25 protein-coding genes are annotated in these 26,746 nt (G+C 71.5%); 13 read left to right on the top strand and 12 right to left on the bottom strand.

The window, feature by feature from the left end; translation table 11 throughout:
- Positions 1-422: 422 nt before the first annotated feature.
- Positions 423-1,424, bottom strand: coding sequence for a helix-turn-helix domain-containing protein (locus IF88_RS0121895; RefSeq protein ID WP_063754825.1), 1,002 nt, complete (start codon positions 1,422-1,424; stop codon positions 423-425).
- A 1,403-nt stretch (positions 1,425-2,827) separates the two neighbouring features.
- Here IF88_RS0121895 and IF88_RS0121890 point away from each other — a divergent pair.
- The 3 genes from IF88_RS0121890 to IF88_RS0121880 all read left to right on the top strand — a co-directional run bounded on the left by IF88_RS0121890 (position 2,828) and on the right by IF88_RS0121880 (position 5,431).
- Positions 2,828-3,172, top strand: coding sequence for a DoxX family protein (locus tag IF88_RS0121890; protein WP_030714940.1), 345 nt, complete (start codon positions 2,828-2,830; stop codon positions 3,170-3,172).
- Positions 3,173-3,862: 690 nt separating this feature from the next.
- Positions 3,863-4,582, top strand: a complete 720-nt coding sequence (locus IF88_RS48010) for an SGNH/GDSL hydrolase family protein (protein ID WP_234323633.1) — start codon at positions 3,863-3,865, stop codon at positions 4,580-4,582.
- A gap of 81 nt (positions 4,583-4,663) precedes the next feature.
- The gene (locus IF88_RS0121880; protein WP_030714934.1) at positions 4,664-5,431 is read left to right on the top strand and encodes a class I SAM-dependent methyltransferase; all 768 of its coding nucleotides are present in this window, start codon (positions 4,664-4,666) and stop codon (positions 5,429-5,431) included.
- Between the two features lie 573 nt (positions 5,432-6,004).
- On the opposite strand, the gene IF88_RS0121875 is transcribed toward IF88_RS0121880, so the two are convergent.
- From IF88_RS0121875 to IF88_RS0121860, 3 genes are all read right to left on the bottom strand, one after another.
- On the bottom strand, positions 6,005-6,376 hold the full coding sequence (locus tag IF88_RS0121875) for a VOC family protein (protein ID WP_030714932.1): 372 nt from the start codon (positions 6,374-6,376) through the stop codon (positions 6,005-6,007).
- A 576-nt stretch (positions 6,377-6,952) separates the two neighbouring features.
- Entirely contained in the window at positions 6,953-8,125 is a 1,173-nt protein-coding gene (locus IF88_RS0121870) for a UDP-N-acetylglucosamine--N-acetylmuramyl-(pentapeptide) pyrophosphoryl-undecaprenol N-acetylglucosamine transferase (protein WP_030714930.1), read from the bottom strand.
- Positions 8,126-8,423: 298 nt separating this feature from the next.
- Positions 8,424-9,380 (bottom strand): alpha/beta hydrolase family protein, encoded by a 957-nt coding sequence (locus IF88_RS0121860; RefSeq protein WP_030714928.1) that lies wholly within the window; start codon positions 9,378-9,380, stop codon positions 8,424-8,426.
- A 190-nt stretch (positions 9,381-9,570) separates the two neighbouring features.
- Between IF88_RS0121860 and IF88_RS0121855 the strand changes: the two genes are divergently transcribed.
- Positions 9,571-10,161 (top strand): TetR/AcrR family transcriptional regulator, encoded by a 591-nt coding sequence (locus tag IF88_RS0121855; RefSeq protein WP_030714926.1) that lies wholly within the window; start codon positions 9,571-9,573, stop codon positions 10,159-10,161.
- Positions 10,162-10,370: 209 nt separating this feature from the next.
- Here IF88_RS0121855 and IF88_RS48005 read toward each other — a convergent pair whose 3' ends face one another.
- Entirely contained in the window at positions 10,371-10,628 is a 258-nt protein-coding gene (locus IF88_RS48005; RefSeq protein WP_030714923.1) for a TetR family transcriptional regulator, read from the bottom strand.
- 256 nt (positions 10,629-10,884) lie between these two features.
- Here IF88_RS48005 and IF88_RS45565 point away from each other — a divergent pair, with 256 nt between their 5' ends.
- Together IF88_RS45565 and IF88_RS0121840 are read left to right on the top strand one after the other, a co-directional pair.
- Positions 10,885-11,028 carry a hypothetical protein gene (locus IF88_RS45565; protein WP_234323632.1) on the top strand — a complete coding sequence of 48 codons (144 nt, stop codon included), beginning with the start codon at positions 10,885-10,887 and terminating at the stop codon, positions 11,026-11,028.
- 121 nt (positions 11,029-11,149) lie between these two features.
- On the top strand, positions 11,150-12,193 hold the full coding sequence (locus IF88_RS0121840; protein ID WP_030714920.1) for a LacI family DNA-binding transcriptional regulator: 1,044 nt from the start codon (positions 11,150-11,152) through the stop codon (positions 12,191-12,193).
- Positions 12,194-12,336: 143 nt separating this feature from the next.
- Here the strand turns inward: IF88_RS0121840 and IF88_RS0121835 are convergent, their stop codons facing one another.
- Positions 12,337-12,990 (bottom strand): DUF4360 domain-containing protein, encoded by a 654-nt coding sequence (locus IF88_RS0121835; protein WP_030714915.1) that lies wholly within the window; start codon positions 12,988-12,990, stop codon positions 12,337-12,339.
- A 216-nt stretch (positions 12,991-13,206) separates the two neighbouring features.
- Here IF88_RS0121835 and IF88_RS0121830 point away from each other — a divergent pair, with 216 nt between their 5' ends.
- Positions 13,207-15,021 carry a glyoxal oxidase gene (locus tag IF88_RS0121830; protein WP_078893037.1) on the top strand — a complete coding sequence of 605 codons (1,815 nt, stop codon included), beginning with the start codon at positions 13,207-13,209 and terminating at the stop codon, positions 15,019-15,021.
- Between the two features lie 27 nt (positions 15,022-15,048).
- Here IF88_RS0121830 and IF88_RS0121825 read toward each other — a convergent pair whose 3' ends face one another.
- Positions 15,049-15,540, bottom strand: coding sequence for a MarR family winged helix-turn-helix transcriptional regulator (locus tag IF88_RS0121825; protein WP_030714910.1), 492 nt, complete (start codon positions 15,538-15,540; stop codon positions 15,049-15,051).
- Positions 15,541-15,609: 69 nt separating this feature from the next.
- Here IF88_RS0121825 and IF88_RS0121820 point away from each other — a divergent pair, with 69 nt between their 5' ends.
- Positions 15,610-16,515 carry a DMT family transporter gene (locus IF88_RS0121820; protein WP_051837288.1) on the top strand — a complete coding sequence of 302 codons (906 nt, stop codon included), beginning with the start codon at positions 15,610-15,612 and terminating at the stop codon, positions 16,513-16,515.
- On the opposite strand, the gene IF88_RS0121815 is transcribed toward IF88_RS0121820, so the two are convergent.
- The 3 genes from IF88_RS0121815 to IF88_RS0121805 all read right to left on the bottom strand — a co-directional run bounded on the left by IF88_RS0121815 (position 16,505) and on the right by IF88_RS0121805 (position 18,030).
- The gene (locus IF88_RS0121815) at positions 16,505-17,149 is read right to left on the bottom strand and encodes a HutD family protein (RefSeq protein ID WP_037806545.1); all 645 of its coding nucleotides are present in this window, start codon (positions 17,147-17,149) and stop codon (positions 16,505-16,507) included. The genes IF88_RS0121820 and IF88_RS0121815 overlap by 11 nt on opposite strands.
- Positions 17,146-17,517 carry a DUF4180 domain-containing protein gene (locus tag IF88_RS0121810; RefSeq protein ID WP_030714901.1) on the bottom strand — a complete coding sequence of 124 codons (372 nt, stop codon included), beginning with the start codon at positions 17,515-17,517 and terminating at the stop codon, positions 17,146-17,148. The genes IF88_RS0121815 and IF88_RS0121810 overlap by 4 nt, the downstream gene beginning before the upstream one ends.
- Positions 17,518-17,589: 72 nt before the next feature.
- A complete protein-coding gene (locus tag IF88_RS0121805) occupies positions 17,590-18,030 on the bottom strand; it encodes a MarR family winged helix-turn-helix transcriptional regulator (RefSeq protein ID WP_030714898.1) in 441 nt (146 codons plus the stop codon).
- A gap of 153 nt (positions 18,031-18,183) precedes the next feature.
- Between IF88_RS0121805 and IF88_RS0121800 the strand changes: the two genes are divergently transcribed.
- Entirely contained in the window at positions 18,184-19,734 is a 1,551-nt protein-coding gene (locus IF88_RS0121800) for an MFS transporter (protein ID WP_051837286.1), read from the top strand.
- 83 nt (positions 19,735-19,817) lie between these two features.
- Entirely contained in the window at positions 19,818-20,336 is a 519-nt protein-coding gene (locus IF88_RS0121795; protein WP_030714892.1) for a mycothiol transferase, read from the top strand.
- A gap of 130 nt (positions 20,337-20,466) precedes the next feature.
- On the opposite strand, the gene IF88_RS0121790 is transcribed toward IF88_RS0121795, so the two are convergent.
- Positions 20,467-21,828, bottom strand: coding sequence for an FAD-dependent oxidoreductase (locus IF88_RS0121790; protein ID WP_030714890.1), 1,362 nt, complete (start codon positions 21,826-21,828; stop codon positions 20,467-20,469).
- A 207-nt stretch (positions 21,829-22,035) separates the two neighbouring features.
- On the opposite strand from IF88_RS0121790, the gene IF88_RS0121785 reads away from it, so the two are divergent.
- The 3 genes from IF88_RS0121785 (at position 22,036) to IF88_RS0121775 (ending at position 23,885) form a co-directional block, all read left to right on the top strand.
- A complete protein-coding gene (locus tag IF88_RS0121785) occupies positions 22,036-22,236 on the top strand; it encodes a DUF5302 domain-containing protein (RefSeq protein ID WP_030714887.1) in 201 nt (66 codons plus the stop codon).
- Positions 22,237-22,410: 174 nt separating this feature from the next.
- Positions 22,411-22,824 carry a rodlin gene (locus tag IF88_RS0121780; protein WP_030714884.1) on the top strand — a complete coding sequence of 138 codons (414 nt, stop codon included), beginning with the start codon at positions 22,411-22,413 and terminating at the stop codon, positions 22,822-22,824.
- 146 nt (positions 22,825-22,970) lie between these two features.
- Entirely contained in the window at positions 22,971-23,885 is a 915-nt protein-coding gene (locus tag IF88_RS0121775; protein WP_030714881.1) for a glycoside hydrolase family 19 protein, read from the top strand.
- Positions 23,886-23,906: 21 nt separating this feature from the next.
- Here IF88_RS0121775 and IF88_RS0121770 read toward each other — a convergent pair whose 3' ends face one another.
- On the bottom strand, positions 23,907-26,675 hold the full coding sequence (locus tag IF88_RS0121770) for a helix-turn-helix transcriptional regulator (protein WP_037806543.1): 2,769 nt from the start codon (positions 26,673-26,675) through the stop codon (positions 23,907-23,909).
- Positions 26,676-26,746 lie beyond the last annotated feature (71 nt).

Here is a 26,746-nt window from a genome sequence, read left to right as displayed (position 1 = left end):
GTCGCACCGCCAACCATGCACGAGCTCGTTAGCCCGAGTCTGCTGGGTGGCCACCCGCGCGCGTGAAGTCAGCTGTCGCCCTCCGCGAGGATCCGGTCTGCCGCGAGATGCGGACAGGCGCCCCGGCGCCAGGTCACCGACAACCGCCCTTGCCCGGCTTCCAGTGTCCGCGCCGTCCCGTCGAAGGCGGGGGCCCGGCAAACCGCACAGAGCAGGGTCTTCGGACGCAGAAGATCAAACACGGCCGTAACCTCCCCGCGGACCACGCCAGTGCCACCCGACCACAGTACTGACAAATACCGTTCGGAACCTTCACCCCAGCCATGGTGCGCAGACAGTCCTGCCCGGCCGGTAGGTCACCGCCAAGCCTCAGTCACGGCCGACGGCCCCGCAGGTGCGCCAGTCGCGGACATCCCTTGAGGTCAGTACCTCGCTTGCTGGGTCGTGTCTGTTTCGCGGTGCTGTCGTGCGTGGGCACGGTGTTCGGAGGGGGTGGTTTTGTAGGTGTCGCGGAAGCTACGGCTGAAGCTGGCGGGGTTGGTGAAGCCCCAGCGGGCTGCGATCATCTGAACGGTTCGGTGGTCCATGTCGGGGCAGGCGAGGTCGTTGTGGCAGCGACCGAGGCGTCGGCGTCGGATGACTCTTGCGATGCTGTCGGGCTCGCCGTCGAAGAGTGTGTAGAGCGTGCGCAGAGAGATGTTGTGTCGTTCGGCGATCGTGCGGGGTGAGAGGTCGCGGTCACCGAGGTTGTGTTCGATGAAATGCAGGATCCGCTGCAGCATCAGCTGGGATCGTGCTTCGACCGGCGCCTCGTCCAGGGAATGTAGGTGCTGTGCGAGGCACGCGGTGACCAGGTCGACGGTGGCGAACCCCATGGAAAGCAAGGCCTCGGTTCCGCAGTGCGCTGCTTGGGCGTGGAGGGTGCGCAGGAACGCCGCGAGAATGGCGGTCGCTCCGTTTTGGGCGGGGAGTCGATGCACTAGGAGTGGTTCGAGTCTGCGAGGGGGCAGCGGCAGGGTGGTCCGCGGTATCTGTAGCGTCAGGGCGTGGATGGGGTTGCCTGCGGAGAGGCACGCGGTCAGCATGGGGCTGGAGGTGTCGGTCAGTACGAAGTCGCCCGCCACCAGTGTTTCGCGGCCGCTCTGGGAGACCCGGAAGTTGCCCTGGGTCACGAGTACGAGTTGGTAGCCCTCGGGATCGCCCTGTCGGATGTGCCTCGCGGATCTCCATGCCCGCATGGGGGAGAATTCGAACGCCGACAACGCGACGGGGCCAAGCTGCATGTCCTGTATGTCTGCGTGGAAGTCGCCCCGTCGGTCACTGCTCAGCGACAGGGGCATTACCTCGTTGGAAATGGTTTCGAGGAACCATTCGAATCTGTCTGCTGGGGGTACGACAGAAGCCGATGCCCTTGCCCCACCCACAAGTCCCCCACCGTGTACGTGTCATGCCACAGAAGCAGTTGATCTGATTACCTCATGATCCAATCTGGCGCTTTGGAACTCAAGTGGGCTCTCGAGTGTCCTGATGGCGGCGCCCGTCCGGTGGGTTGAGGGCCAGTGACCGCGGTGGGCCGAGGGGTAGCCGGGAGCATTGGGGTGACGGTGGGATCGGGTCGGTCGGCACGCCGTTGGAGGAGCCGCCGGCGGTGCACCTCACGGCACCAATGGGGTCTGCCGGTCGGGAAGCACCCGATACGGACCGCCGCCGGATCCATAGGCCGGGGTCAAGCAGGCTGCACAAAACGCGAAGGCGCTCCGCACCATGTGCACACTGCGCCCCCTGCCCCACGATGTCTAATCAAGCCGTCGAAGCAACGTGACGGCACCGTTGGGAAGGGCAGGCACGCCCCTGCTCCGCGTGCTCGCTGCGGCTGGTTTCGTCTCTGGCCGGCCACTTTAAGCACGAGAGAGGAAACGGCGCTGCCTTCCGATCCAGCAGGTACTGGCATCCAGCAGGGGGCCGCTCAGCGGCCCCGTCTTCGAGAACGTGCACCGCAATGCACCGCTACGGCCTCCGTGGCCGGCGGCTGGCGTCGACCAACCGACGGCGCAGGCACCGCCCGGCTGCCCACGAGCACGAACGCCGCCTGCTCTGACCGGTGGACGAGCTGCCGGCCCCTCCTGGCTTCACTACACAGGCACGATCTCGTCACCCCGAGGAGATACGACCGAATCGACTATGAAAGTTCCGCTTTGTCTTCATCTGCGTCTGCCGCCGCACATTTCGTTCCGCTCCAGCATGTCTCGGCCGCCGAGGCCGGCTCCTGCCACCAGGTCGTCGCGGCCTCCATGACCCACGAGCTGCCCGGCGTACCCGTCCCCCGACCCCGCCCAGCTCACCCAGCCCGCTCTGGGCAGCCGCCGGCTGGCCTGGAGGGCTCTCGAGGCCGACGGCGCCCCTTTCGGAGTCGCCGCCCTACGGGTATTCACGTCCCCGGGCCAGCAGCACCTATCCGAGGTCGAGCTGCATGTCGACCCCGCATACCGGCGCCGGGGGTACCGGCCCCCTCTTGCTGGCGGCGGTCGTGAAGGCCTGCCGCAGCGAGAACCGGCGCAGCCTGAGCGCCGCCGCGGCAGCGGACGGCCAAGGCGTCGCCGCACCTCCGCCCCGAAGAGGAGGCTGTCCTCCCCTGGAGGCGTTCCTCACGCCGGACCAGTGGACTCGCTTCGACCGGGTCCACAACCATCGGATCGGAATGGGCTCAGCGGACATGCGGTACTGACGGCCCGCCTAGATGGCACTCGCCCGGTGAAACACCCCGGTCTCGGCCTGAAACCTCACACCCACCACACGTCTCGCACCCAGCGAACTTTGGAGTATCCGCATGCCCATCACCGTCGTCGTTACCCTCCTGACCGCTCTTTGGGTCGGCTTCTCCGGCTTGTCGCTGATGCGCAGAGCCCAATTCGTCGTGGAACCCCTCGTCCAGTACGAGGTGCCGCCATCCTGGTGGACCCCGCTCGCCTTGGCCAAGCTCGCCGGTGCAGCCGGCCTGATGATCGGGCTGGCCGTCCCGGTGGTCGGGGTGCTGGCCGGGACCGGTCTGGTGCTCTACTTCCTCGGCGCTGTCATCACCGTGCTGCGAGCCCGCTCGTACAAGACCGTCGCCTTTCCCCTGCTCTACCTGGCTCCTGTCACGGTCACCCTCGCTCTCGGTCTCACTGCCTAACACCCGCGCGACCCGGCTCGAGCCGATGCGACGCGTCGAAGACAAGGCTGCCGCGTCGAACACCAGGCTGCTGAAGAGCGCCACAAACAACCGGTCGCCGATGTGCTGTAGCCCGGCCTCACCTGTCAACCAGATACGAAAGAGCACACGATGCGTGCCTTGCCCCGCCTGCCTCTGGCTGCCGCCACCTTGGCTTCTCTCCTGATCGCCGCCCCAGCGTCCGCACACACGGCCACCGCCTCCCCACGAGCACACCAGTGGATCGCCGGCTGGAGCACGGCCGTCCAACGCCCCTCCCAGAGCTGGCACCCGACCTGGGCGGACGCGGGCTTTCACAACCAATCCGTACGCCAGACCGTGAGAGTGGGCGCCGACGGCTCCGACCTGCGCATACGCCTGTCCCACGCCTTCGGCACAACCCCGCTGCGACTGACCGGTGCCACAGTCGGTATCTCTGCCGAGGGTGCTGCTGTCCGCCCCGGGACTCTCCGCAGGCTGACCTTCGACGGATCCGCCTCCCCTTCGATCCGGCCCGGGGCTCGACCGGCCAGCGACCCGGTACGGCTGCCGGTGAAGACGGGTGACCGGCTCAGCATCACCCTGTTCTTCAACGGTCCCTCGGGTCCTGCCACCTTCCACAACGTGGCTATGGAGACCGCGTATCGGGCAGAGGGCGACCACCGCGCAGACGTGAGCGCGGACGCATTCGCCGAGGAAAGCTCCTCCTGGTACTTCCTCGAAGGCGTCGACGTCACCGCGAATCCGGCGGGAGGCCGCCGTGATGCGATCGTCGCCTTCGGCGACTCCCTCACCGACGGCGCAGCCTCGACACCCGGAGCCGACAACCGCTACCCCGACCAGCTCTCCCGTCGTCTGTCGGCGGAAGGACGTCAGCGCCCGGTCCTCAACGCCGGCATCGGCGGCAACCGAGTACTGAGCGACTCAGCGTGCTTCGGCGAGAAGGCCACGACCCGATTCCGGCACGATGTCCTCGACCAGACCCGAGTGGGCACTGTGATCGTGCTGGAGGGAACCAACGACATCCTCATGGGCGAGTTGGCCGCCGACGCCTGCACCACCACGAACCGGCGCGTGACGGCTGCCGAGTTGATCGAAGGCCACCGCACGCTGATCCGCGCGGCCCACAACCGGGGTATCACCGTCATCGGCGCGACACTTCCGCCCGGCAAGGGCCTGGAAAGCGGAACCCCCGCCGAGACCCGCGCCGCACTCAACCAGTGGATCCGCACCAGCTGCGCGTACGAAGCCGTCGTGGACTTCGACCGCGTCCTCGCCGACCCGCTGAACCCCGAACAACTGCTCCCCGCCTACTCCAGCAAGGACGGACTCCACCCCAACGACGCCGGCTACCGAGCAATGGCCGACGCCGTGAACCTGAATTCCCTGTAGCTCTTTCACCGAGTCGCCGCTCTTACCACGCGCCACCGGACCACCGGACCACCGGACCGCCGACCAAAGGACATCATCCCCATGACCACCGCTCCTGAGCACTACGACCGGATGCTCGCCGCGCACTACACCTGGATGCTCGGCAGCGACATCCACGCGGTCGCCCGTGAGCAGGCCGAACTCATTCGGGGGCTGGGAGTACGGCCCGTGGCGGACGGGGACGCAGCCATCGACCTCGGGTCCGGGCCCGGCCCGCAGACCCTGGCTCTGGCACACCTGGGCTTCTCCACCGTCACCGCCGTGGACCTCAGCCAGGCGCTACTCGATGAAGTCGTCGGGCATGCCGAGACCGCCGGCGTCGCGGGCGCCGTACGCACCGTGCGCGCTGATCTCCTGGATGCCCTCCCCCACGTGACAGAATCAGGCACTGCAGCCGCGATCGTGTGCATGGGCGACACCCTGACCCACCTGTCCCGCCCTGCCGACGTCCGCACCCTCCTGGACGGCGTGGCGCATGCCCTGCGTCCCGGTGGACACGTCGTGCTGACCTTCCGCGACCTCACCGGGGAGCTGCACGGCGATGACCGGTTCTTCCCCGTACGGTCCACCGAGGACCAACTCCTCACCTGCTTCCTGGAGTACGTCGACGACGACACGGTCATGGTCCACGACTTACTCCACACCCGCTCGGAGGGAAAGTGGCGTCTCCAGGTCGGCAGCTACCCCAAACTGCGGCTGGCCGCGGACTGGCTGAGCGGCGAAGCCCGGCGCGCCGGCCTGCATGTCCGGCACGCTGCAGCGGGCCCCCGAGGCATGCGGGTTTTCCACGCGATCAAACCGAATCGGTGAATCACGGCACCGCCGTGGGGTCCTATGCACGGGTCGTGCCACGCCGAAGGCACCGATGACGGCCGGTCGGCGAGTCCGCCGCCGCGTGGTGACCAGGACGCTCCCTGGCGACGGCTACGCCTTCCGGGGCAGTAGACATACTCCTGGTATTCGCGTGTCCATGGCGAGAAACGAACCGCCCCCTGCCCATTCGATGCTGCGGTGACTGCCCAGGGCCACCGACGATGCTCCAAGACCCACTTGCCCTGCGAAGTTCCCGACGGGCCTCGGCCATGTACGTCACAGCTCACCGCCGGCGGAGCCATGACGAACGGGCAAGCCTGACGGCTTGTGAGAGGAGTGCGAACCACACTGGGCCGGACACGCGTACAACTCGTCCCGCAAGCGTGACGCTTCCGCGAACGCTTTCCCCGGAGCGGCTTCGGCCACCAGATCACCCTTACGGCCTTCGTTCTGATCGGTGCACCTTGGTCGGAGCGCATGATCAGACGAAGGCCGCCTCAGCGTCAGGAGAATGCCCAGGTCAGCGACCCGGTTCGAGTCATTTTCCACGCCGGACCCCAAATGGCAGGGTCAGGCTCCCTCGGGGGTGATCAGGCAGAAGGGATGGCCGACGGGGTCCGCGTAGACGCGGTATCCGATCGGCTTGTCCGAACCATCCAGCAGCGTCGCACCGAGGGCGAGCACCTGGGCCTCAGCCGTATCGAGGTCCGTGACCATCACGTCGATGTGCATTTGCTGAGGACGCGCGGGATCCGTCCATCGCGGCGCGCGAAAGTCGTCCACCCGCTGGAAGAGGACCACCGGGGTGCCCGCCGCGTTCTGGAGCACGACGAAGTCGCCGGTGTCGGCCTGCCGTGAGAGCGACAGCAGCTTCTCGTAGAAACCGGCGAGTTCATCCGGGTCGGGGCAGTCGATGACAACGGTGTACAGGTGTCCGATCATCCGGCTCACTCTGCCACTGGCCCGCGAGCGGGCCAAACAGCAGGGGCCCAGCCCAAGGTTTAAGAAGAAGCTTGGCCTCAGGGCTTCAGCGGCTCGAACTCGCCGTCCCGGAAGGTGAAGACGGTCGGCTCGGCGGCGAACTCCTCCCGGAGGTGCCCGCAGTAGCCGGGCCGGCGACATGGGGCGCGATCAGGTCCATGACGGTGTACACGTCACCGATCATGTCGTCGAGCCAGAGGTTGCGGCTGAACGGTCCCCACGCGTGGCGTTCCTCGCCGGCCGCCGAGAAGCCGCGGGACTGGCGTCGCAGGGACGCCCGATCTCCTCCCGGCAGGCGGCTGTCGGGGTCCGGGGAGAGTACCGGATACGCGTCCTCCTCCGCGTCGAGCTCCGCCGGCCAGGCCGAGGTGCCATCGCAGCGCCGCCAGCAGCGTGTCGGGCGTGTCGTCCCGGAGGAAGCAGGCGAAGACGACTTCGTAGTGGAGGCTCATGGGGCCGGTTCTGCCCGCCGCGGCTGACACACCTCCGGCGGGTACCCGCTGAAGCGGCGTATCCGGGAGCCCTGCGGCGGACGGATCAGCCGGCCGCAGCGGACAGGATGACGTCCACGAGCCGGTCCGCGGCGTCCGGCCTCCCGTACGCCCTGGCCCGCTCCGCCATCGCCGCCCGCCGTCCGGGATCGGTCAGCAGCGGGCCGAGCGCATCGCCGAGGGCCTGGGCCGTGACATCGCCGAGCAGGGCGACGGCCGCTCCCGCGTCGGCCAGGTGCCGGGCGTTGTGCGCCTGCTCGTTCCCCGCCGACGTGGCGAGCGGCACGAACACGGCCGGCTTCCCGAGCGCGGTCAGCTCCGCCATCGTGCCGGCCCCGCTGCGCGACAGCACCACGTCGGCCAGCGCGAGCACGTCGGGCAGCTCCGGCCCGACGAAACCGGTCAGGTGGTACCGCCCGGCGAGGACGGGGTCCAGGGCTGCGGCGGCGTCGCGGAGTTCGGCCACGTTCGCCGGGCCGCACTGGTGGATCACGTTCGCGTGGCTCAGCAGCCAGGGCAGCACGTCCCGGACGACCCCGTTGATCTGCTGCGCGCCCTGCGCCCCGCCGGTGACGTACACCGTCGGCAGCCGCCGGTCGAACCCGTACAGGGCCAGCGCCTGAACCGCCTTGTCCGGGTGACCGGTCAGCACCTCCGGCCGCACCGGGTTCCCCGTGACGACCGCCCGGTCCCGTACCTCGGCGGGCAGCAGGGCCAGCGACGAGTCGGAGGACACGGCGATCCGCGTCGCCGAACCCGCCAGCTTCCGGTTGGCCAGACCCAGCCGGACCGTCTGCTCGTGCAGGACCAGCGGACGCCTGCACAGCCGTGCGGCGAGCCCGGCCGGCACGGCGACGTACCCGCCCGTCGCGAGCACGACGTCCGGCTGGAACTCGGACACGATCGACCGCGCCTGCGCCACACCGAGCGGCACCCGCGCCATGTCCTTCACGTTCGCGGCGGACAGCATCTTGAGGGGATTCGACGAGCGGCGGATCTTTCCCGTCGCCACCGTCTTGAACGCGATCCCCTCCGCCGGAGCGACCCGCGCCTCAAGGCCGTCCGCGGTACCGATCCACAGGACGTCCAGCGTGCCGCCCGCCGCCGCGAGGCGGCCCTGCAGGGTACGGACCGCCGTCAGGGCCGGATAGGTGTGACCGCCGGTCCCCCCGCCTGTCACGAGCAGCCGGAAGGAACGCGGGAGCGAAGGAGTATCCACCCGGGCAACCCTACTGTCTGATGACCGACGACGGCGCGGGGCGGCATGCCGATGTCGTACGTGCGGTGGTTCAGCCTGTCCGCGAGCCGGAGGAGGGCGATGGCCCGCCCCGTGTCCTTCACGTAGGTGAGGTCGAGCCCGTCCTCGGCGACAGACGCCGCACGCCCCACTCCTGCGCCGCCTGGGCGATGTTCAGCAGTCCGCCGAGCGCCCCTGCCGGGTCGCCTCGACCGGTGCGTCGGGGACGGCAGGATGGGACGTGTCCCTCCTTCTGGCGGTCCTGGTCACCCAAGGGCGCCTAGTTGGTTCGCAGCTCTCCGAGCGGGTTGGGGTCTTCCGCCAGCGCGGTGGCCGCCGCCTTCCAGCCGGTGTCCTCGGAGTGGAGGGCGCTGCGCAGGAAGGCCGTGGTGAGTCGCTGGATCAGCGCGACGCGTGCCGGGCTCTCGTCGGTGGTCTCGGCGGCCTCGTACCCGGCGATGCCGCCGAGCGAGTGCTCGGCCCCGAACAGCGTGAGCAGGCTCTTGCCCGCCGGGCTGTGGGTGTAGGCGTCCGTGAACCAGTCCGGTCCGCGGGTGGACAGCGCGGAGTCGTCGTGGTCCCCGGCGACGATGAGGGCCGGTGTGGTCATGGTGCCGAAGGACGGCCTCATGAAGGGGAGGTGCTCGGCGGCGAAGGGGGTCAGGTCGTCGCCCAGACCGGGTACCGCGAGCAGCACGCCCGCCGTGACGCGGGGGTCGGACATGTCCTCGCCGGGGACACCGTCGGTGTCGAGGACGCGTGCGCCCAGCAGTGTGCTCGCCGTCTGGGCGCCCCACGAGTGGCCGGCCACGGCGATGCGGTCGCGGTCGAGGCGCCCGGCGAGGCCGGGCAGGGCGGCTTCCAGGGTGTCGAGTCCGTCCAGTACGCGCCCCAGGTCGTCGATGCGGAGGCGCCAGATCCGTGCCGTACGGGGGTCCTCGGCGGGGAGGCCGAGCGTTCTGGAGTCGAGGTGGGTGGGCTGCAGGACCACGAAGCCGTGGGCGGCCCAGAAGTCCGCCAGCGGGGCATAGCCGTTCATCGACGAGCCGTGGCCGTGCGAGAGGACGATGACGGGCAGATCGCCGCCTGTGGCGGGGGCGGAGACGCGGACCTGGAGGTCCTCGCCGCGGCCGGGAGCGGGCAGAACGACCGGCTTCGCGGATGTCACCGTGGTGGGCGCGCCTGCGGCCTGCGCGTTCGCGGTCTTCTGCGCGTTCGCGGTCTTCGATTCGGGCATGGAAGTGCCTTTCGCTCAGTGCTTTCGCGGTCGGTCCTGGTCCGGCGGGGCGCGGGATCGCGGACGGCGACGTGGTCAACCGCCCCCGGTTCTGCCATCATGAATGAAACGGAACCTTGTTCCGTTAACGATACGGAACACGGTTCCGCTTTGCAAGAGCGGTTGCGGAAGGTTCGGAAGGAGTACCGCGGTGAACGACAGCGGCCAGAGCCCGGGAAGCTCAGCCAACTCCAAGCGCAAGGACGCCCGGCGCAACCAGCAGACTTTGCTGGACGCGGCCGCCGCGGTGTTCGTGACCTCGGGCGTGGAAGCGCCGGTACGTGACATCGCGGCCCGGGCCGGTGTCGGGATCGGCACGATCTACCGCCACTTCCCCACCCGGGCGGACCTCGTCATCGCCGTCTTCCGCCACCAGGTCGACGCCTGCGCCGAGGCCGGCCCGGCCCTGCTGACGAGCAGCCCGACACCCCATGCCGCGCTGGGGCGGTGGGTCGACCTCTTCGTCGACTTCCTGGTCACCAAGCACGGCCTCGCCGCGGCGATGCAGGGGGAGAGCACCGGCTTCGAGTCGCTGCACGCCTACTTCCTCGAACGCCTCGTGCCGGCGTGTGCCCAGCTCCTCGACGCTGCCGCCGCCTCCGGTGAGATCCGCTCCGACCTCGACGCGTACCAGCTCATGCGCGGCATCGGAAACCTCTGCATCGGCGCCGAGAGCGACCCCCGCTACGACGCCCGCCGACTGGTCGCAGTCCTCGTCGCGGGACTACGCCAGCCGAACTGACCGCGACCGCCGGACCGGTCCGCCGACGCGCCCTACCCGGCACGGCCACGAACCGCGGGTCGGCCGTGGCACGCCGAGGCCCTGGAAGTGCTGGCTGCCCTGCTGGCCGAGGAAGGCCGCACCGGCGAGAGCCGCCGCGCAACTCTGCGTGCCGCTCTGCATGTTCGCCGTCCGCGCGTACGGCTTGCATGGAGGGTCGAGCAGCGCGGTCAGGTAGCGGTGCGCCGCGTCGCTCCGCTCCGCCGGGCTGCCGCCGTGGACCTGCACGGCGTACGAGACAGGGCGTCGGTGGCCGCAGCGGTGACCGGCGCCAGCGAGGCGTCGGTCACCTGGGCCACCACCGTGCGGAACAGGAAGCTCTCGAGGAGCGCCTCCGGCGTGGCGAAGTGACGGTAGACGGCGCCGACACCGAGTCCGGCGCGGCGGGCGACGTCGTTGAGGCGGCAACGGGGCGCAGCCCACCGCACGGGCCTACGCCTCCCGCACCGCCGCGGAGGCACTGGTCGTAGAGGTCTGCCATGGCGAGTCGCCCCTCGTGCACGGCCCTGAGTTCGGTCGCCGGGACGAGTTCGGCCTGCCCGCGCAGGCGCTTCTCGATGTAGCGGACGTGCAGCGACGGTGACGGCCGTCGGTTACCACGACGGACCACCCTGATCACCGGCACCGGCACCGGCACCGGCACCGGCACCGGCACCGAGCCACCCGGACCAGTTCTTCGAGGTCGTGCGCACCCCGCAGGCGGCCGGCGGTACCAGGCCCGCCTCCCCCGGCGACCTCGTCGACACCGCGCCGGCCGCCCTCGACCGCAGGAACCCGCCGCCGAGCGCAGTCGCGGGGCGCATGAACCGGGTGACGGCCTGCCGGTGAACCACCGGCGTCCAGCGGCCGTCACCGCAGCTGAGGCCGCTGGGCCGCGAGGGCGTTCGGGCTGTCGGGCGGAGCGGTTACCCTGCTGTGCACCGTTCGTGATCACCTTGGAGGAACACCCGTGCCCGAACCGCATCCCGGGAACCGTCCCACCCTGGAGGCCGTCGCGGCGCTCGCCGGGGTGTCCCGGGCCACCGCCTCCCGCGTGGTCAACGGCGGAGACGGCGTCCGTGCGCATTTGGTGGAGAGGGTGCGCGAGGCGATCCGGGACCTGGGGTACGTCCCCAACCCCGCGGCCCGCACCCTCGTCACCCGCCGCACCGGAGCGGTCGCGGTGATCATCGCAGAGCCGGAGGTCCGGATATTCTCGGACCCCTTCTTCTCACACCAGGTGCGCGGCATCAGCAAGGAGTTGACCGCCCACGACGCCCAACTGGTCCTGCTGCTGGTGGAGGACCGGGGCGACTACGACCGCATCGAGCGCTACCTGGCCGGCGGCCACGTCGACGGGGCACTCGCCTTCTCCCTGCACACCGACGATCCGCTGCCCGCCATCACCCGGCGCATCGGCCTGCCCACGGTCTACGGCGGCCGCCCCGGCTGGACCGCCGGGCCCGGGGAGAACGAGGGCGTGGCCTATGTCGACGCGGACAACCGCGGGGGCGCGCGGGACGCCGTACGGTACCTGCTGGCGCAGGGCCGGCGGCGGATCGCGCACATCGCCGGTCCGCTCGACCAGACCTCGGCGGCCGACCGGCTGAGCGGTTACCGGGACGTGCTCCCGGGCGACGCCCCCGATCTGTTCGCCGAAGGGGACTTCACCCCGGCGGGCGGGGCCCGCGCGATGGCCGAACTGCTGGACCGCGACCCCGGGATCGATGCCGTCTTCGCCGGGAACGACCTGATGGCCACCGGCGCGCTACGGGTGCTGCGGGAGCGGGGCCGGACGGTTCCGCAGGAGGTGGCGCTGGTGGGCTTCGACGACGCCGAGTCCGTGGCGGAGGGCACCGACCCGCCGCTGACCACCGTGCGCCAGGACATCGAGGGGATGGGGCGCATGATGGCGCAGCTGTTGATGCGCACCCTGGACGGGAGTCCGGAGGAGCGGGCTGCGGTCGGTCCGGTGATCACCGCGACGTCGCTGGTCCGGCGCGCGTCGGCCTGACGCGCCCCACCGGCCTGACGCGGCACCGGCCTGACACCGCCCGCCGCGGACGGGCCCCCGCGGGCCGAGCCCGTCGACACGGCCGCCGGGGCCCGCGTGACAGCGGGTCCCGGCGGCCGGGCCGAGCGGAGGGACGTCCGGGATCAGCGGCGCACGGGGCACTGCTTCCAGGAGAAGTGGTAGATGCTGTTGATGCCGCCGTCCGTCGAGTCGAGGGCCATGAAGCTGGTCTGCGACGGGTCGGAGGTGCCCACTTCGGCACGCAGTTCGGTGTTGATGTTGAAGTTGCGCTGTTCGCCGCAGGGCGCGAACACCAGGGCTTCGATGCCCGTGGTGTCGGTCGCCTGCCAGTTGTCCTCGTAGTGGCCGTTGAACTTGTGGGTGCGCTGGGCGGTCTGGCTCATGCCCTGGAAGTAGTAACTGGCCTTCTGGGTGCCGATCGCGCCTTCCTGCAGGCTGCCGAAGCCCCGGTAGTCGACTTTCGCCACGGCGTAGGTGTAGCCCTGGGGGACGTGCACCTGGAGGGAGAGGAGACAGTTCTTGCGGCCTTCGGTGGCGGGGACGCCCCCGCCGGCCTGGGCCAGGTACTCGCTGTAGGTGACGGTGAAGGCCGAGTTGTCCGGCGCCACCGCGACGGCGGCGCTGCCTGGGCGGCAGCCCGATCCGTTGACGGAGGCGACGTCCACGGTCACCTGGTCGGTGGGCGCCGAGGGGGAGGCCCCGGCCGTGGGGGTCAGCGTGACGAGCGTTGCGGTCACGGCGGCTGCGGTGAATCCGGTACGGAGCGAGTTGATCACACCGTCATGGATAGCCCTCGGCGGCGGCGTCGGAGGGCCGACGGGTACGCGGTCTCACCTCGATGGCCGAAACGATTCACCGCAGAAACGATCAATCAGCCCATACCGGTCTGCCGAACGGCCGCAGGTGGCGCGGAGCACCGAGTCGCACCGGCCATCAAGTCCCGCTTGTCCTAATATCGGCGAGATCCTTCAGGCCCTGCGGTGAGGAGACCCATGTCCCGCGTACGACGGTCCGCCACCCGGGCGGCGCTGGCGCTCGCCACCGTCCTGGCCGTCACGGCGACGGGACACGCACCCGTGTTCGCCGCGCTCCGGCACACCGGCGACGAGGCCGCCGTGCTCGGCGAGGAGCACGCCCGGGCGCACGCCCGACTGCGCCAGGCGGCCAAGGGCACCCAGGGCTATCCGCAGTCGAAGCGCACGGCGAGCCTGGCCTCGCTGGAGGAGTCCCAGCGCAGGGCCAACGCCGGTTTGGACGCGGCGCGGTTCGGCCGCTTCACGGAGTTCTTCCCCTCGCCCGACTTCGGTGTCCACGTGGCCCAGCTGCCGACGGGCAAGGTGCTGCTCTTCTCCTTCGAGCGGGTGGAGGCCGATCCCACCAAGGAGACCGGCCCGACGAACACGGTGGGGCGGACGAACGCCGGCCGGGCCTACCTCTGGGACCCCGCCAAGGGCACCGGCGTCCGGGCCTTCAAGAACGTGCCGCCGCCGGTGGTGCTGATGCCCGACGGCACCTACGCCCCGCGCCGGGCGCCGTTCTTCTGCGCCGGGCACTCCTACCTCCCCAACGGCATGGTCGGGGTCTTCGGCGGCAACGTCGGCGGCAAGGGGGGCAGCGGCGCCAAGCTGTCCTTCGTGTTCGACCCGTGGACCGAGACCTGGTTCCGCAACCGCGACATGGCCGTCGGCCGCTGGTACCCCTCCGTCGTGACCGGGGCGGACGGCCGGCAGATCATCATGTCCGGGCAGTCCGAGCGCGGCACGGGCACCCCCACGCCGGTCGTGGAGCGCTTCCCCGCGCTGGGGCGCCCCGTCCCCTGGCGCCCGTTCGACATCCCGGTGGGCGTCCCCGCGGAGCGGCTCCGCTCCGCGGCCCCCTTCCGCAACGACTATCCGCACCTCTTCTCACTGCGGGACGGGATGATCTACGGACTCGGCCGCGACGCCGACCAGCAGTGGCTGTTCGATCCGGTCAAGGACGTGCGCACCGACCTGCCCCGGCGGCCCGCCGACTTCCGGGGCTACGGTTCGGCCGTGCCGCTGCCGGCCGGCTTCCGCGGCCCGGACTCCGTCCTGGTGCTCGGCGGCGACCCGCGCGATCCGCTCACGTACCGGCTGTCCGGCGGCCGCTGGAGCATCGAGGAGCCGAGGGCCTTCGGCCGCACCCAGGACGGCACCCTGATCCTGCCGGACGGCACGCTGCTCACGGTGAACGGCGCCCTGGACACCCGGAACTACGGCAACGGACCCTTCAACCCGAAGGCCGATCTGAAGTACCGGCAGATCGAACTGCGCGACGCGCGCGGCCACTGGACGCTGGGGCCGGCCCAGCGGCTGCCCCGCGGCTACCACTCCAACGCCCTGGTCCTGCCGGACGGGCGGATGATGGTCACCGGCGACGAACTCCAGCAGATCGCCAACGACCCCGACATCAAGGACGGGATGGACGGCAGCATCGAGCTGTACGAGCCCGCCTACCTGCACCGGGGCGCACGCCCGGCGCTCGACCGGGCGCCGGCGGGCGAGCTCGGCCACGACACGGCCTTCCAGGTCACGAGCTCGACGGCGAAGGACGTCAAGCGCGCCGTGCTGCTGGCGCCGACCACCGTCACGCACTCGGTGAACACCAGTCAGCGCCACCTGGACCTCCGGATCACCGGTGTGCAGGGCTCCACGATCGGGCTCCGGACCCCGCCGAGCGCGGCCGACGCCCCGCCCGGGTACTACATGCTCTTCCTGCTCGACGCGAAGGGCGTGCCCAGCACGGCGAAGTGGGTGAAGCTGGGCGTGCGCCCGCGGTCGCGCTGAGCGATCACGGCCCCGGCGGCGGTGCGATCACGGCCCCGGCAGTGGCGGTTCGACCTTCGCCAGCCAGGTGGTCAGGAGCTGCTCCAGCTGCGCGGCCTCCTGCGGCGCCAGGCCGTCCAGGAGGCTCCGCTCGTTGCGCATGTGCTCGGCGAAGGCCTGGTCGATCAGGTCCCGTCCGGCCGGCGTGAGCGCGACCACCCGGCCCCGGCCGTCGGCGGCCGAGCGGCGGCGGGTGACCAGCCCGTCGCGTTCGAGCCGGTCGATCCGCTTGCTCATGGCACCCGTCGTCACCATGGTGTGCGCGGCGAGCTCTCCGGGGGCCCGCTCGAACGGCTCCCCCGCCCGGCGCAGGGCGGCCAGGACGTCGAACTCGCCCTCGCCGAGGCCGTACTTGCGGTAGACGAGGGCGAGGCGGTCGGTCAGGAGCAGGCCGAGCCGGTGCAGCCGCCCGATCACGCCCTGGGGACTGACGTCGACGTCGGGCCGTTCACGGGCCCACTCGTCCTGGATGCGGGCCACGTGGTCCTTGGACTGGGGTTTCACGGGAACAGCATAACGTTAGCTTCCATGGAAGGTATTGTATCTTCCATGGAAGACAATCTGCGGTGGTCACTGGTCACGGCGATGGCCCCGGTGGCATGGGGCACGACCTATTTCGTCACCCGCACGTTCCTGCCCGACGGCCACCCGCTCTACGGGGGTGTCATCCGGGCCCTGCCGGCCGGGCTGCTGCTGCTCGCGGCGGGCCGGCGGCTGCCCAGCGGCAGCTGGTGGTGGCGCGCGCCGCTGCTCGGCGTCCTCAACATGGGCGGCTTCTTCGCGCTGGTGTACCTGGCCGCGCAGCGGCTGCCGACCAGCGTGGCTTCGACCGTCATGGCGACGGCGCCGCTGGTGATGATGCTGTTCGCCTGGGCACTGCTGGCCGAACGGCCGGGCCCGCGACACCTGGCCGGAGCGGTTGTCGGGGTCGGCGGCGTCTGCCTGATGCTGCTGACCCCGGGCGCACCCCTCGACCTCCTCGGCGTGCTCGCCTCGGGCGCCGCCATGGGGATGGCCTCGCTGGGCTACGTACTGGCCAAGCGGTGGGGCGCCGGGGTGGACGTGCTCTCGTCGACGGCCTGGCAGCTGCTGGGCGGCGGGCTGCTCCTGCTCCCCCTCGCGGTCACCGTGGAGGGGGCCCCGCCGCACCTGGACGGCCCCGCGCTGGCCGGCTTCGGCTACGTGACCGTGGTGGCGACCGCGGTGGCCTTCGCCGCCTGGTTCGCGGGGCTGCGGCACCTGCCCGCCGGGGCCGTCGGGCTGCTCGGCCTGCTCAATCCGGTGACGGGCGTCCTGCTGGGTACGGCCGTCTCCGGGGAGTCCCTCGACCCGCCGCAGGTCTGCGGCCTGGCGCTCGCGCTGACCGGGGTGTTGCTGGGACGCCCGGCGGCGCCGCGCCCGCGGCCGGGAGCTCCGGGGCGGGCGCGGGCCGAGGCCCCGGGGACTACCCGCTGAAGGTGTCCGCCACCGGAGCGGGACCGAAGCGGACCACCGCCGCGCGCCCGGCCGTACGCAGGATCAGGTCGGGCCCGCCCGTCAGCAGGGCGGCGTCGTACGGAGCCAGCTCCGCGAGACAGCCGGGCGCGGGCCCGGGGCCGGAGCCGGAGCCCGCGTCACCGGACCGGTGCAGCACGGCCGGCCCGTCGAGGGCCACGGCCAGCAGGGTCTCCCCCGGCAGCACGGCGAGCGCGAGCGCGCCCCGTACGACGGCGGTCTCCACCCGGGTCTCGCTCCGCCGGTACATCACGTTGAAGTTGACCACCGGACCGTCGAGGAGCCGGCAGTCCGTCGGCTCGTCCCCGGCGAAGTCACGCGGCGCGAACCGCTCGTCCACGAGGTGGCGGACGCCGGCCACCGCGAGGTCCATGCCCGCACCCTCGGCCAGGGTGAGGGTGCGGTCGACCCCGGGGAAAGAGGAGAAGGGCCCGTCGGCGGCGACCTCCGCGAAGCTCACCCGCCAGGCGAAGTCCCCGGTGCCGGCGCCCTCGCGCCGTGCGGCGATCTCGCGGGTGACTCCCCCGCCGTTCTTCCACGGGGTCGCGCCGCGGTCGGCCGCCCGCAGGAGGCGGAGCCCGTCGCCGCCGCTCACGCGGTCGGCCCGGTCAGCCGAGCGGCCAGTTCCCCGGCGTCGGCGAGGAACCACGCCTGGCGCCCGCGGTTGCACTCGCGGACGAAGTCGCGCAGCGCCGAACTCGATGCCGTGTGGCGGGAGATGTCGCCGAGGACGACGATGCCGACCCGGTACTGGGCGAACTTCTGGATGATCTCCCCGGCGACCCGGGTCCTCAGCCGGAAGAACCCGTCGTCGAACCGTTCGGCGGGGATGACGACCCACTGCGCGCCCTGGTAGGAGGCGTCGCCGATGCAGTCGAGGGCGTCGCGTTCGCCCGCGATGACCTCGCCCTCGGCCGCGCACATCAGGACGGGTACGTCATTGATCGTCTGCAGGGTGCTCATGGAGGTCGAGGCTAGTTCGGGAACGCCGACGACGTCGACGCGATTCAGGCAACGCGTTTCAGGCGACGCGTTTCAGGCGCGCTTCTCCATCGAGGGGCGCAGGCGGCCCAGCAGGGCGTACAGCGTCGCGCTCTCGGCCTCGTCGAGGGTGTCGAGCGCGCCGTGCATGTCCTGCATCTCCTCGCGGACCCGGCGGATGACCTCGCGGCCCGCGTCCGTGGCGACGACGTTCTTGACGCGCCGGTCGGCGGGGTCCGGCTCCCGGCGCACCAGCTCGCGGGCCTCCAGGCGGTCGACGATGCCGGTCACGTTCGAGGCGTCGCACACCAGCAGGGTGGCGAGGCCGCGCATGGGCACGGGGCCGTCGAGCTGGGCGAGGACCCTCGCCTGGGTGGAGGTGAGGCCGTGCTGGGCGGCGGCGGCCGCGAACTCGCGCCATTGGGCGGTGCCGATGGCCGCGAGCAGTTCCAGCAGCTGGAGCTTGGTGGGGGTGTGCGTGGCGGTGTCGCTCATACCTGGAGCGTACTCAGGATGTTTGACATTATCAATTGTTTACTTGACCACCTTAACTATCGAGGTCTACCGTCAGTCGAGTTACTTGATGAAGTCAAACATCTGCGTTCCGAAGCTCTTCAGCTCCGAAACACGAAGAAGGTCCCGCCAGCCATGAGCACCCCCTCCCCCGCCACCCCGGCCTCCGGGCCCCGGAACGAGACGGTCATCGTCTTCGCCCTGAGCCTCGCCGCCATGGTCGTGTCGATGATGCAGACCCTGCCGGTCCCGATCCTGGGACTCATCCGCGACGATCTCGGCACCTCGACCGCGAACGTGAGCTGGGTGACCACTGCCACCCTGCTGTCGGCGGCCGTCTTCACCCCGCTCCTGGGCCGGTTCGGCGACCAGCACGGCAAGAAGCCCACCCTGGTGGCCGTGCTCGGCGTCATGGTGGTCGGCTCCGTCATCGCGGCGCTGGCGTCCTCACTGCCCCTGCTGATCCTCGGCCGGGTGCTCCAGGGTGCCGCCACCGCGATCTTCCCGCTGGCCCTCTCGGTCCTGCGCGAAGAGGTCCGTCCGCAGAAGCTGCCGGGAGCGATGGCGCTGGTCAGCGGCACGCTCGCGTTCGGCAGCGGCCTCGCGCTCGTCGCGACCGGGCTGCTCACCTCCGGGTCGGACGCGGACTACCGCAACGCCTTCTGGATGGCGACCGGCTTCGCCCTGCTCGCCCTGCTCGCGGTCGTCTTCCTGGTGCCCGCGCCCCGCCACAAGACCGGCGGGCGTACCGACTTCCTCGGCGCGCTGACCCTCGGCCTCGCCCTGCTGCTGCTCCTGCTGCCGATCTCCCAGGGCCACGAGTGGGGCTGGACCTCCGGCCGTACGCTGGGCAGCTTCGCCGGCGCCGCCGTCATGACCGCGGTCTGGGTGCTCGTCGAGCGCAAGGTCCGCGAGCCGCTCGTCGACATGAAAATGTTCGTCCACCGCCCGGTCCTCATGGCCAACCTGGCGGGCGTCCTCGTCGGCTTCGGGATGTTCGCGAACTTCCTGGGCGTCTCGTACCTCGTCCAGATGCCCGAAGCGCTCACCGGCTACGGCTTCGACGCGTCGATCCTGCGCGCCTCCGTGCAGTTCCTGCTGCCCGGCGCCATCGTCTCGCTGCTCGCCTCGCCCGTGGGCGGCCAGATCGTGCGCCACCGCGGTCCGCGCGTGGCGCTGGGGCTGGCCGCCGCGCTCGGCGCGGCCGGCTTCGCGTGGCTCGTCCTGGACCACCAGCACAGCATCTCGGTGATCGGCGCCGGACTGGTCGTCGGCGCGGCCGTCAGCTTCGGCTACGCGGCCATGCCCGCCGTGATCATGTCCAGCGTCCCGCACCACCAGAGCGGCATCGCCAACGGCATCAACTCGATCTCCCGCTCCACGGGCAGTGCGATCGGCAGCGCCGTCGTCACCACGATTCTGGCCTCGAAGACCATCGAGCACCTGCCCGTGGGCGTGCCCCCGCTGCCCGCCGAGTCCGGCTTCACCCTCACCTTCGGGATCGGGGCCGTGGCCTTCGCGCTGGTCGCGGTGATCAGCTGGATCGGCCTGCGGGGCGGACACCGCACCGTGGTGGTGTCCGCGCAGACCGGGGCGGCCGAGCAGACCGCGAAGTCCGACACGGTCGAGGGAGCCAAGGAGGCCGAGGCCGACGAGCAGCCGCAGGTCGCCGAAGCCGCCCGCTGACCCATCCCCTCCGCCGGCCCGGCGGTCCCCCTGCCGCGTGTCGTTCACGGCGGGGGGACCGCCGGGCCTTGCATGGTGGGTACATGAAGGCAACGGACGTCATCGCCGACGGGTTCGGACGCATCGGGGAGATCGTGCACGAGGTCGTGGACGGGGTCCCTGCGGAGACGCTCAACGCGCGCGTGGACCCGGCGGCGAACTCGATCACCTGGCTGGTCTGGCACCTGACCCGCATCCAGGACGACCACGTCGCCGACGCGGCCGGCACCGAGCAGGTGTGGGACTCGCAGGGGTGGTCGGACCGGTTCGCGCTGCCGCTGCCCGTCGGGGCGACCGGGTACGGGCACTCGCCGCGGGACGTCTACACCGTCCGGGTCGACTCGGGCGAGCTGCTGCTGGGGTACTTCGACGCGGTGCACGAGCGGACCGCGCGCTATGTCCGGGGGCTCGCCGCCGCAGATCTGGACCGGGTGGTCGACGAGCGCTGGGACCCGCCGGTCACCCTCGGGGTGCGCCTGGTCAGCGTGGTCTCCGATGACCTCCAGCACGCGGGGCAGGCGGCCTTCGTACGGGGCGTACTGGAGCGGACCCTGGGCTCCTGACGACCGCCCTGGCGCCCGGCCCGCCCCTCCGGCGCCGCCCCGGCCGGCCCTGTCCCGTTGCCCGGACGGCGCCGTGCGGCCACGGCCGCCGGTGGGGCCGGGACCCCGTCCGGGTCCCGGCCCCCTCTCGCTACGCCCCGCTCGCGTCGAGCATGTCCTCGCGCTCGACGATCTTCACGCGCTCGCGGCCCTGGGGCTCGCCGAGGGCCTTCTCGGCCGCGTCCAGCCGGTGCCAGCCCTCCCACGTGGTGAAGCGGACGCTGCGCTCGGCGAGGAAGGCCTCGACGGCCTCCGGCGCGGGCGTGACCGGCGCGCTCAGGCGGCCCTCCGCGTGGTCGGCGAGCAGGTTCGCGACGGTCTCGTTCGCGTCGCCCTTGGTGTGGCCGATCAGGCCGACGGGACCGCGCCGGATCCAGCCGGTGACGTACGTCGACTGCAGGTGGGCGCCGGCTTCGATCACGCGGCCGCCCTCGTCCGGGACGGTGCCGGAGTCGACGTCCCAGGGGAGCTTGGGCAGCTCGTCGGAGAGGTAGCCGACGGCCCGGTAGACGGACTGGACGTCCCAGTCGGTGAACCGGCCGGTGCCCTTGACGTTGCCGGTGCCGTCGAGCTCGGTGCGCTCGGTCCGCAGGCCGACCACGCGGCCGTCCTCGCCGAGCACCTCCACGGGCGACTCGAAGAAGTGCAGGAACAGTTTGTGCGGGCGCTCGCCGATGTCGCGGATCGCCCAGTTCTCCAGGGTCTTGGCGACCATGTCGGCCTGCTTGTTGGCGCGGCGGGTGGCTATGGAGCCCTCGTCGTAGTCGATGTCCTCGGGGTTGACGATGACCTCGATGTTGGGCGAGTGGTCCAGCTCCCGGAGCTCCATCGGGCTGAACTTGGCCTGCGCGGGACCGCGACGCCCGAAGACGTGCACCTCGAGCGCCTTGTTGGCCTTGAGGCCGTCGTAGACGTTCGCCGGGATCTCGGTCGACAGCAGCTCGTCGGCCGTCTTCGCGAGGATCCGCGCGACGTCGAGGGCGACGTTGCCGACACCGAGCACGGCGACCTTCTCGGCCTCCAGCGGCCAGGTGCGCGGGACGTCCGGGTGGCCGTCGTACCAGGAGACGAAGTCGGCGGCGCCGTAGGAACCGTCGAGGTCGACGCCCGGGATGGTGAGCGCGCGGTCGGCGGTGGCACCGGTGGAGAAGATCACGGCGTCGTAGAAGGAGTGCAGCTCGTCGAGGCTGATGTCGTTCGGGTAGTCGACGTTGCCGAAGAGGCGGACCTGCGGCTTGTCGAGCACCTGGTGCAGGGCGGTGATGATGCCCTTGATGCGCGGGTGGTCGGGGGCGACGCCGTACCGGATCAGCCCGAAGGGCGCCGGCATCCGCTCGAAGAGGTCGATGGACACACCGGGCTCGACGGCGGCCTCGGACTTCAGCAGCGCGTCGGCGGCATAGATTCCGGCGGGGCCGGCACCGACGATTGCTACCCGCAGAGGGCGAGGCATGGCAGGGGTTCCCTTCGAGCGACGGCAGGGTGGATCAAGGGGAACCCTAAACGAAGGTAAGCCTAACCCAGCACCCGGTCTCGCTTTATGACCTCATAATTAAATCTTATGACCCCTCCAAGCTACCCTTGGGGGCGAGGTGAACTCGCTGGTCAGTGGACCCGCCAGCTGACAGACTGAAACGGCTTGATCACCCCAGGAGGACGAATGGCTGACGAAACAGACACCCCGCAGGCCCCGGAGGACGAGTCCCCGGCCGATGCGGCCAAGCGCAAGTTCCGGGAGGCCCTGGAGCGCAACGCGGCGAACGCCCAGTCCCAGCAGGCGCACCAGAGCCGGGCGAAGGTCCAGGGCGCCAGCAGCGGCCCCGGCGGCAAGAACAAGAAGGTCCGCCGCAAGACCGGCTGACCCTCGCACCCGAGGAGCTCAGTCTCGCCGCCGCGGCGGCGGGACCGGGCGACTCCGCCCGCCATTGGGCCACCCGGGTGAGGGAGGATAACTCCTGGCACTGTCGACAGTTGATCAGCTCGTCCCGCCGAGGGCAGCTATCTCATGCGACAGTGCGACAGAAGGATCCCCCACATGTTCAAGAAGTTCATGGCCACCGCCGCCGTCACCGCCTCCGTGCTCGGCGCGGGTGCCGCACTCGCCTCCCCGGCCATGGCCATCGGCAACGACGAGGGGGTCACCACCGTCAACGGCAACGACGCCGCGCAGATCTACGGCAACCAGGAGACCCACGGCAAGATGAGCCCGCAGCTCAGCGCCGTCCAGGGCTCCCTGAACAAGCTCTGCATCGGCCTGCCGGCCAAGGTCAATGCCCAGTCCCTGTTCGCGGTCATCGCCAACATCGGCGTCCAGGACGTCAACGTCCTGTCGAACCCGCAGAACCAGCAGTGCGCCGAGAACTCCACCCAGGCGAAGGGTGACGAGTCGGCCTCGCACATCCTCAGCAACATCCCGATCCTCTCCGGCAACGTCTCCGCCGGCAGCTGATCGACCCGGCCTCGCGCCGGTGTCACGCGTCACGCGTGACACCGGCGCGTTTCACTTGGTCTAGACCTTGACAGGTACAGACCACCTTCGCTTCAGTGGGCGCAGTTGCCCCCCACGGCAATTCCCCCCACTGAAGGAGCAGTTGCGTGATTCGTACGCTTCGCCGCCGTGCCCTCTCCCTGGCCGCCGCCGCGGCCGTCACGGTCGGCCTCGCCATCGCCCTCCCCTCCTCCCCCGCCTCTGCGGCGGCTCCCTGCGCCGGAGCCTGGACCTCGTCCGCCGTCTACACGAACGGCATGAGCGCCTCGTACGCCGGACACAACTGGCAGGCCAAGTGGTGGACCCAGGGCGAGACGCCCGGCACCACCGGGCAGTGGGGCGTCTGGTCGGACCAGGGCTCCTGCGGTGGCGGGGGCCAGGACCCCGACCCGGGCAACCCGTCCGGATTCGTGGTCTCCGAGGCCCAGTTCAACCAGATGTTCCCGAACCGGAACCCCTTCTACACGTACAACGGCCTGGTCGCGGCGCTGTCCGCCTACCCCGGATTCGCCAACACCGGGGACGACACCGTGAAGCGGCGCGAGGCCGCGGCCTTCCTCGCGAACGTCTCGCACGAGACGGGCGGACTCGTGTACATCGTCGAGCAGAACACCGCCAACTACCCCCACTACTGCGACACGAGCCAGCCGTACGGCTGTCCGGCGGGGCAGGCGGCGTACTACGGCCGCGGCCCCATCCAGCTCAGCTGGAACTTCAACTACAAGGCGGCCGGTGACGCGCTGGGCATCAACCTCCTCGCCAACCCGTACCTCGTGGAGCAGGACCCGGCCGTCGCCATGAAGACGGCGCTCTGGTACTGGAACACCCAGAACGGCCCGGGCACGATGACCGCGCACGCCGCCATGGTGAACGGCTCGGGCTTCGGCGAGACCATCCGCTCCATCAACGGGTCCCTGGAGTGCAACGGCGGCAACCCGGCCCAGGTCCAGAGCCGCATCGCGAAGTACCAGAGCTTCACCCAGCTGCTGGGGGTGACCCCGGGCAACAACCTCGGCTGCTGATCCGCTGATCCCGCGGTGCGGTCAGAGGGTGCGCAGGGCGGTCGCGAGCTGGGCCCGCGAGCGGACGTCGAGCTTCTGGTAGATGCGGGTCAGCCGGGCCTCCACCGTCTTGACGCTGAGGAACAGCTTGGCCGCAGCCTCCTGGTTGCTGGCGCCCTGGCTGACCAGCAGGGCCAGCCGCGACTCGGCCTCGGTCAGCACCGCGGCCGCCTGCACCTGCGCACCGCCTCCCTCGCCGGGAGCCGGCTCCCTGGCGAGCTCGGTCCAGGGGGCCGCCCCGGCCAGGCCGAACACCTCGGCCGCCGCCCGCAGCGCCGCGCGGGCGGGGGCCCGGCGGCGCCGACGGCGCTCCACCCGGGCGAGGGCGAGCAGCGTACGGCCCCGCTCCAGAGGCAGTTGCAGGTCGGCGAAGCGCCGCGCCGTGGTCTCCAGCAGGTGGACCGCCTCATCGGCCTCCCCCTGGGCCGACAGGCACAGGCCCCGGGCCCGGTCGAGCGCGGCGACCACCCCGGTGCGGCCGAGGCCCAGGGCGTCCGCACCGACGCGATCGAGGAGTTCGGCGGCCTCGCCGGGCGCGTCCGCGGCGATCAGCGCCTCGGCCAGCTCACCGTGCCAGCGCAGGACCGAGGGGTCCACCACCTGCTGGGCGGCCTCCAGCGCGGCGACGCGGCGCAGGGTGGCGACCGCCTTCGCCGCCTCTCCGGTGGCCAGCTCGACCAGGCCGAGCGCGTGCAGGCTGCGCGAGAGGAAGACCTGGTCCTGCTCCTCCTGTGAGGCCTGGATGCCGCGCCGGGCGTAGCCGGCGGCGCGCGCGAAGCTGCCGCCCATGGCCTCGGCCATCGCGGCGACGTACCAGGCGGGCCCGGGTGACAGGCCCGCCTCGATGGTCAGCTCCAGGGCCCGGCGGGCGTGGGCGGAGGCGGCCTCGCAGCGGCCGCTGCGCAGCTCCACCTCGGTGAGGCTGCGCAGGACCTCGAAGACGTCCTCGGCGGAGCCGGTGCGCTGGACGGCCGGGAGCAGGACCATCAGCTGCCGCCGGGCGTCGGCGAGGCGGTCGTCGAAGAAGGCGTGCCGGACGGCGAGGTACTGCGGGGCGTTGCGCATGCCGAGCGGCACCTCGGGCGCGGGCAGGGCCAGAGCCTCGGCCAGGATCTCCTCGGCGTCCGTGTCCCCGAGGATGCGGCCCATGCGGGCCCGCACGGTCAGGGCCATGGCCTCGGCGGTCTGGTCGCCGCCGAGCGCGGCGAGCCGGCCGGCCTCGGCCGCCGCGTCGCGGGAGCGGACCGGGTCGCCGTCGCTGAGGTTGTGCTTCCAGGCGATCCGCAGCTGGACGGCGGCCTGGAGCGAGGGGTCCCCGGCCGCCTCGTCCATGGCGTACGCGAAGGTCTCGTCCAGGGCGCCCAGGGCCTGTCCGGCGGCGTCCATCACGGCGAGCCGGGCCCGTACCCGGTCGGCGGGCGAGGCGTCGCGGGCCAGGACGGCCCGAGTGGCGCGGCGCGCGAGGTCGGCCCGGCCGGCCCAGCCGGCGTCCTCGGCGGCGGTGACGAGCCGGGTCAGTTCCTCGCCGGCCAGCCAGGACGGCGTACGTTCGGCGGCGAGCAGGCCGAGTTCGGCGGCGAGGGCCCGCTGGCCCCGGCGGCGGCAGACGGCGGCGGCCTCGGTGATCTCCGCGGCGAGCCACTGGTCCGGGGTGTCCACGGCCAGCGCCCGGTGGCGTACGGCCTGGACGGGGTCGTCGACGGCGGCGGCCAGGGCCGCGTGCCCGGCGGCCCGTTCGGGCCAGCCCGCGTCGGCGGCGAGGGCGGTGAGGAGGGCGCCCGCGGTGAACTCCACGGTGCCGTCCTCCCCCACCCTGACCAGCGCGGCCCGCTCCGCCTCGGCCAGCTCGGCCTCGGCGTCGGGGCGGCCGGCCCGGCGGAGCAGGGAGGTGGTGGGGCGGGCGGCGAGGGCGGCGAGCAGCAGGGTGCGGCGGGCCTGGGCGGGCACCCCGGCGAGGAGCCGGCGGGCCACCTCGCGGGCCTGACCGGAGACGGGCAGCGGGTCGGCGTGGTGGGCGCTGCTGTCGCGGGCCTCGGCGGCTTCGGCGAGGGAGTGGCCGAGGGCGAGGGCGAGGCGCGGGTTGCCGCCGCTGGCCTGGTGGATGCGTCCGGCGAGGCGGGCGGGGAGGCAGTGGCGGACGAGGAGTTCGGCGACCTCGTCGGCGCCGAGCGGGGGGACGCGTATCGCGGGGACGTGGGGGCCGCAGAGGGGCTCGCCGACGGAGGCTCCGCCCTGGACGCATTCGGCGACCAGGACCCGGACGCGGGGCGGGGTGAGGCGCAGTGCGAAACGGAGCAGGTCGGTGCTCTCGGCGTCGAGCCACTGGGCGTTGTCGAGGACGAGCAGGACGGGCTGGCGGGCGGCGAGGCTGCGGAGCACCTCGACGACGGCGAGGCGCAGCGCGATGTGATCGCGTCCGGCGCGGGGGGCGTCGGCCTCTCGGCGCAGCAGGGCGATGGCGGTGCGCTGGGGGCCGGAGAGCTGGTCCAGGGCGGCGCCGGGGACGGAGGCGAGGAGGGCGGCCGCGGACGCTTCGGGTATCCACTGGTCGGCGGCCTCGGGGGCGAGGCGGAGCACGCTCTCGCGGCGGGATTCGGCCGCGGCCGCGACGGCGCGCACGATCTCGGTCTTGCCCGCGCCGGCGGGTCCGGTGAGCAGTGCCCGGCCGTGCGTGGTCAGCGCATGGTCGACCGCCTTGATGAGTTCACCGTGTCCGACACTCGTGTCAGCGTTCCCCGTCGCCGCCACCACGCACAGCCACCAGCCTTCCAGTACCCAGCTCCTGTGCCTTTCCTGTGAGAGGCGAGAATACGAGGTCGGAC

Origin of the sequence: Streptomyces sp. NRRL F-2580, from assembly GCF_000720115.1 — a bacterium.
GTDB lineage: Bacteria > Actinomycetota > Actinomycetes > Streptomycetales > Streptomycetaceae > Streptomyces.
The sequence above is the reverse complement of the archived record's forward strand: the minus strand, read 5'-3'. Positions and strand labels throughout refer to the sequence as shown.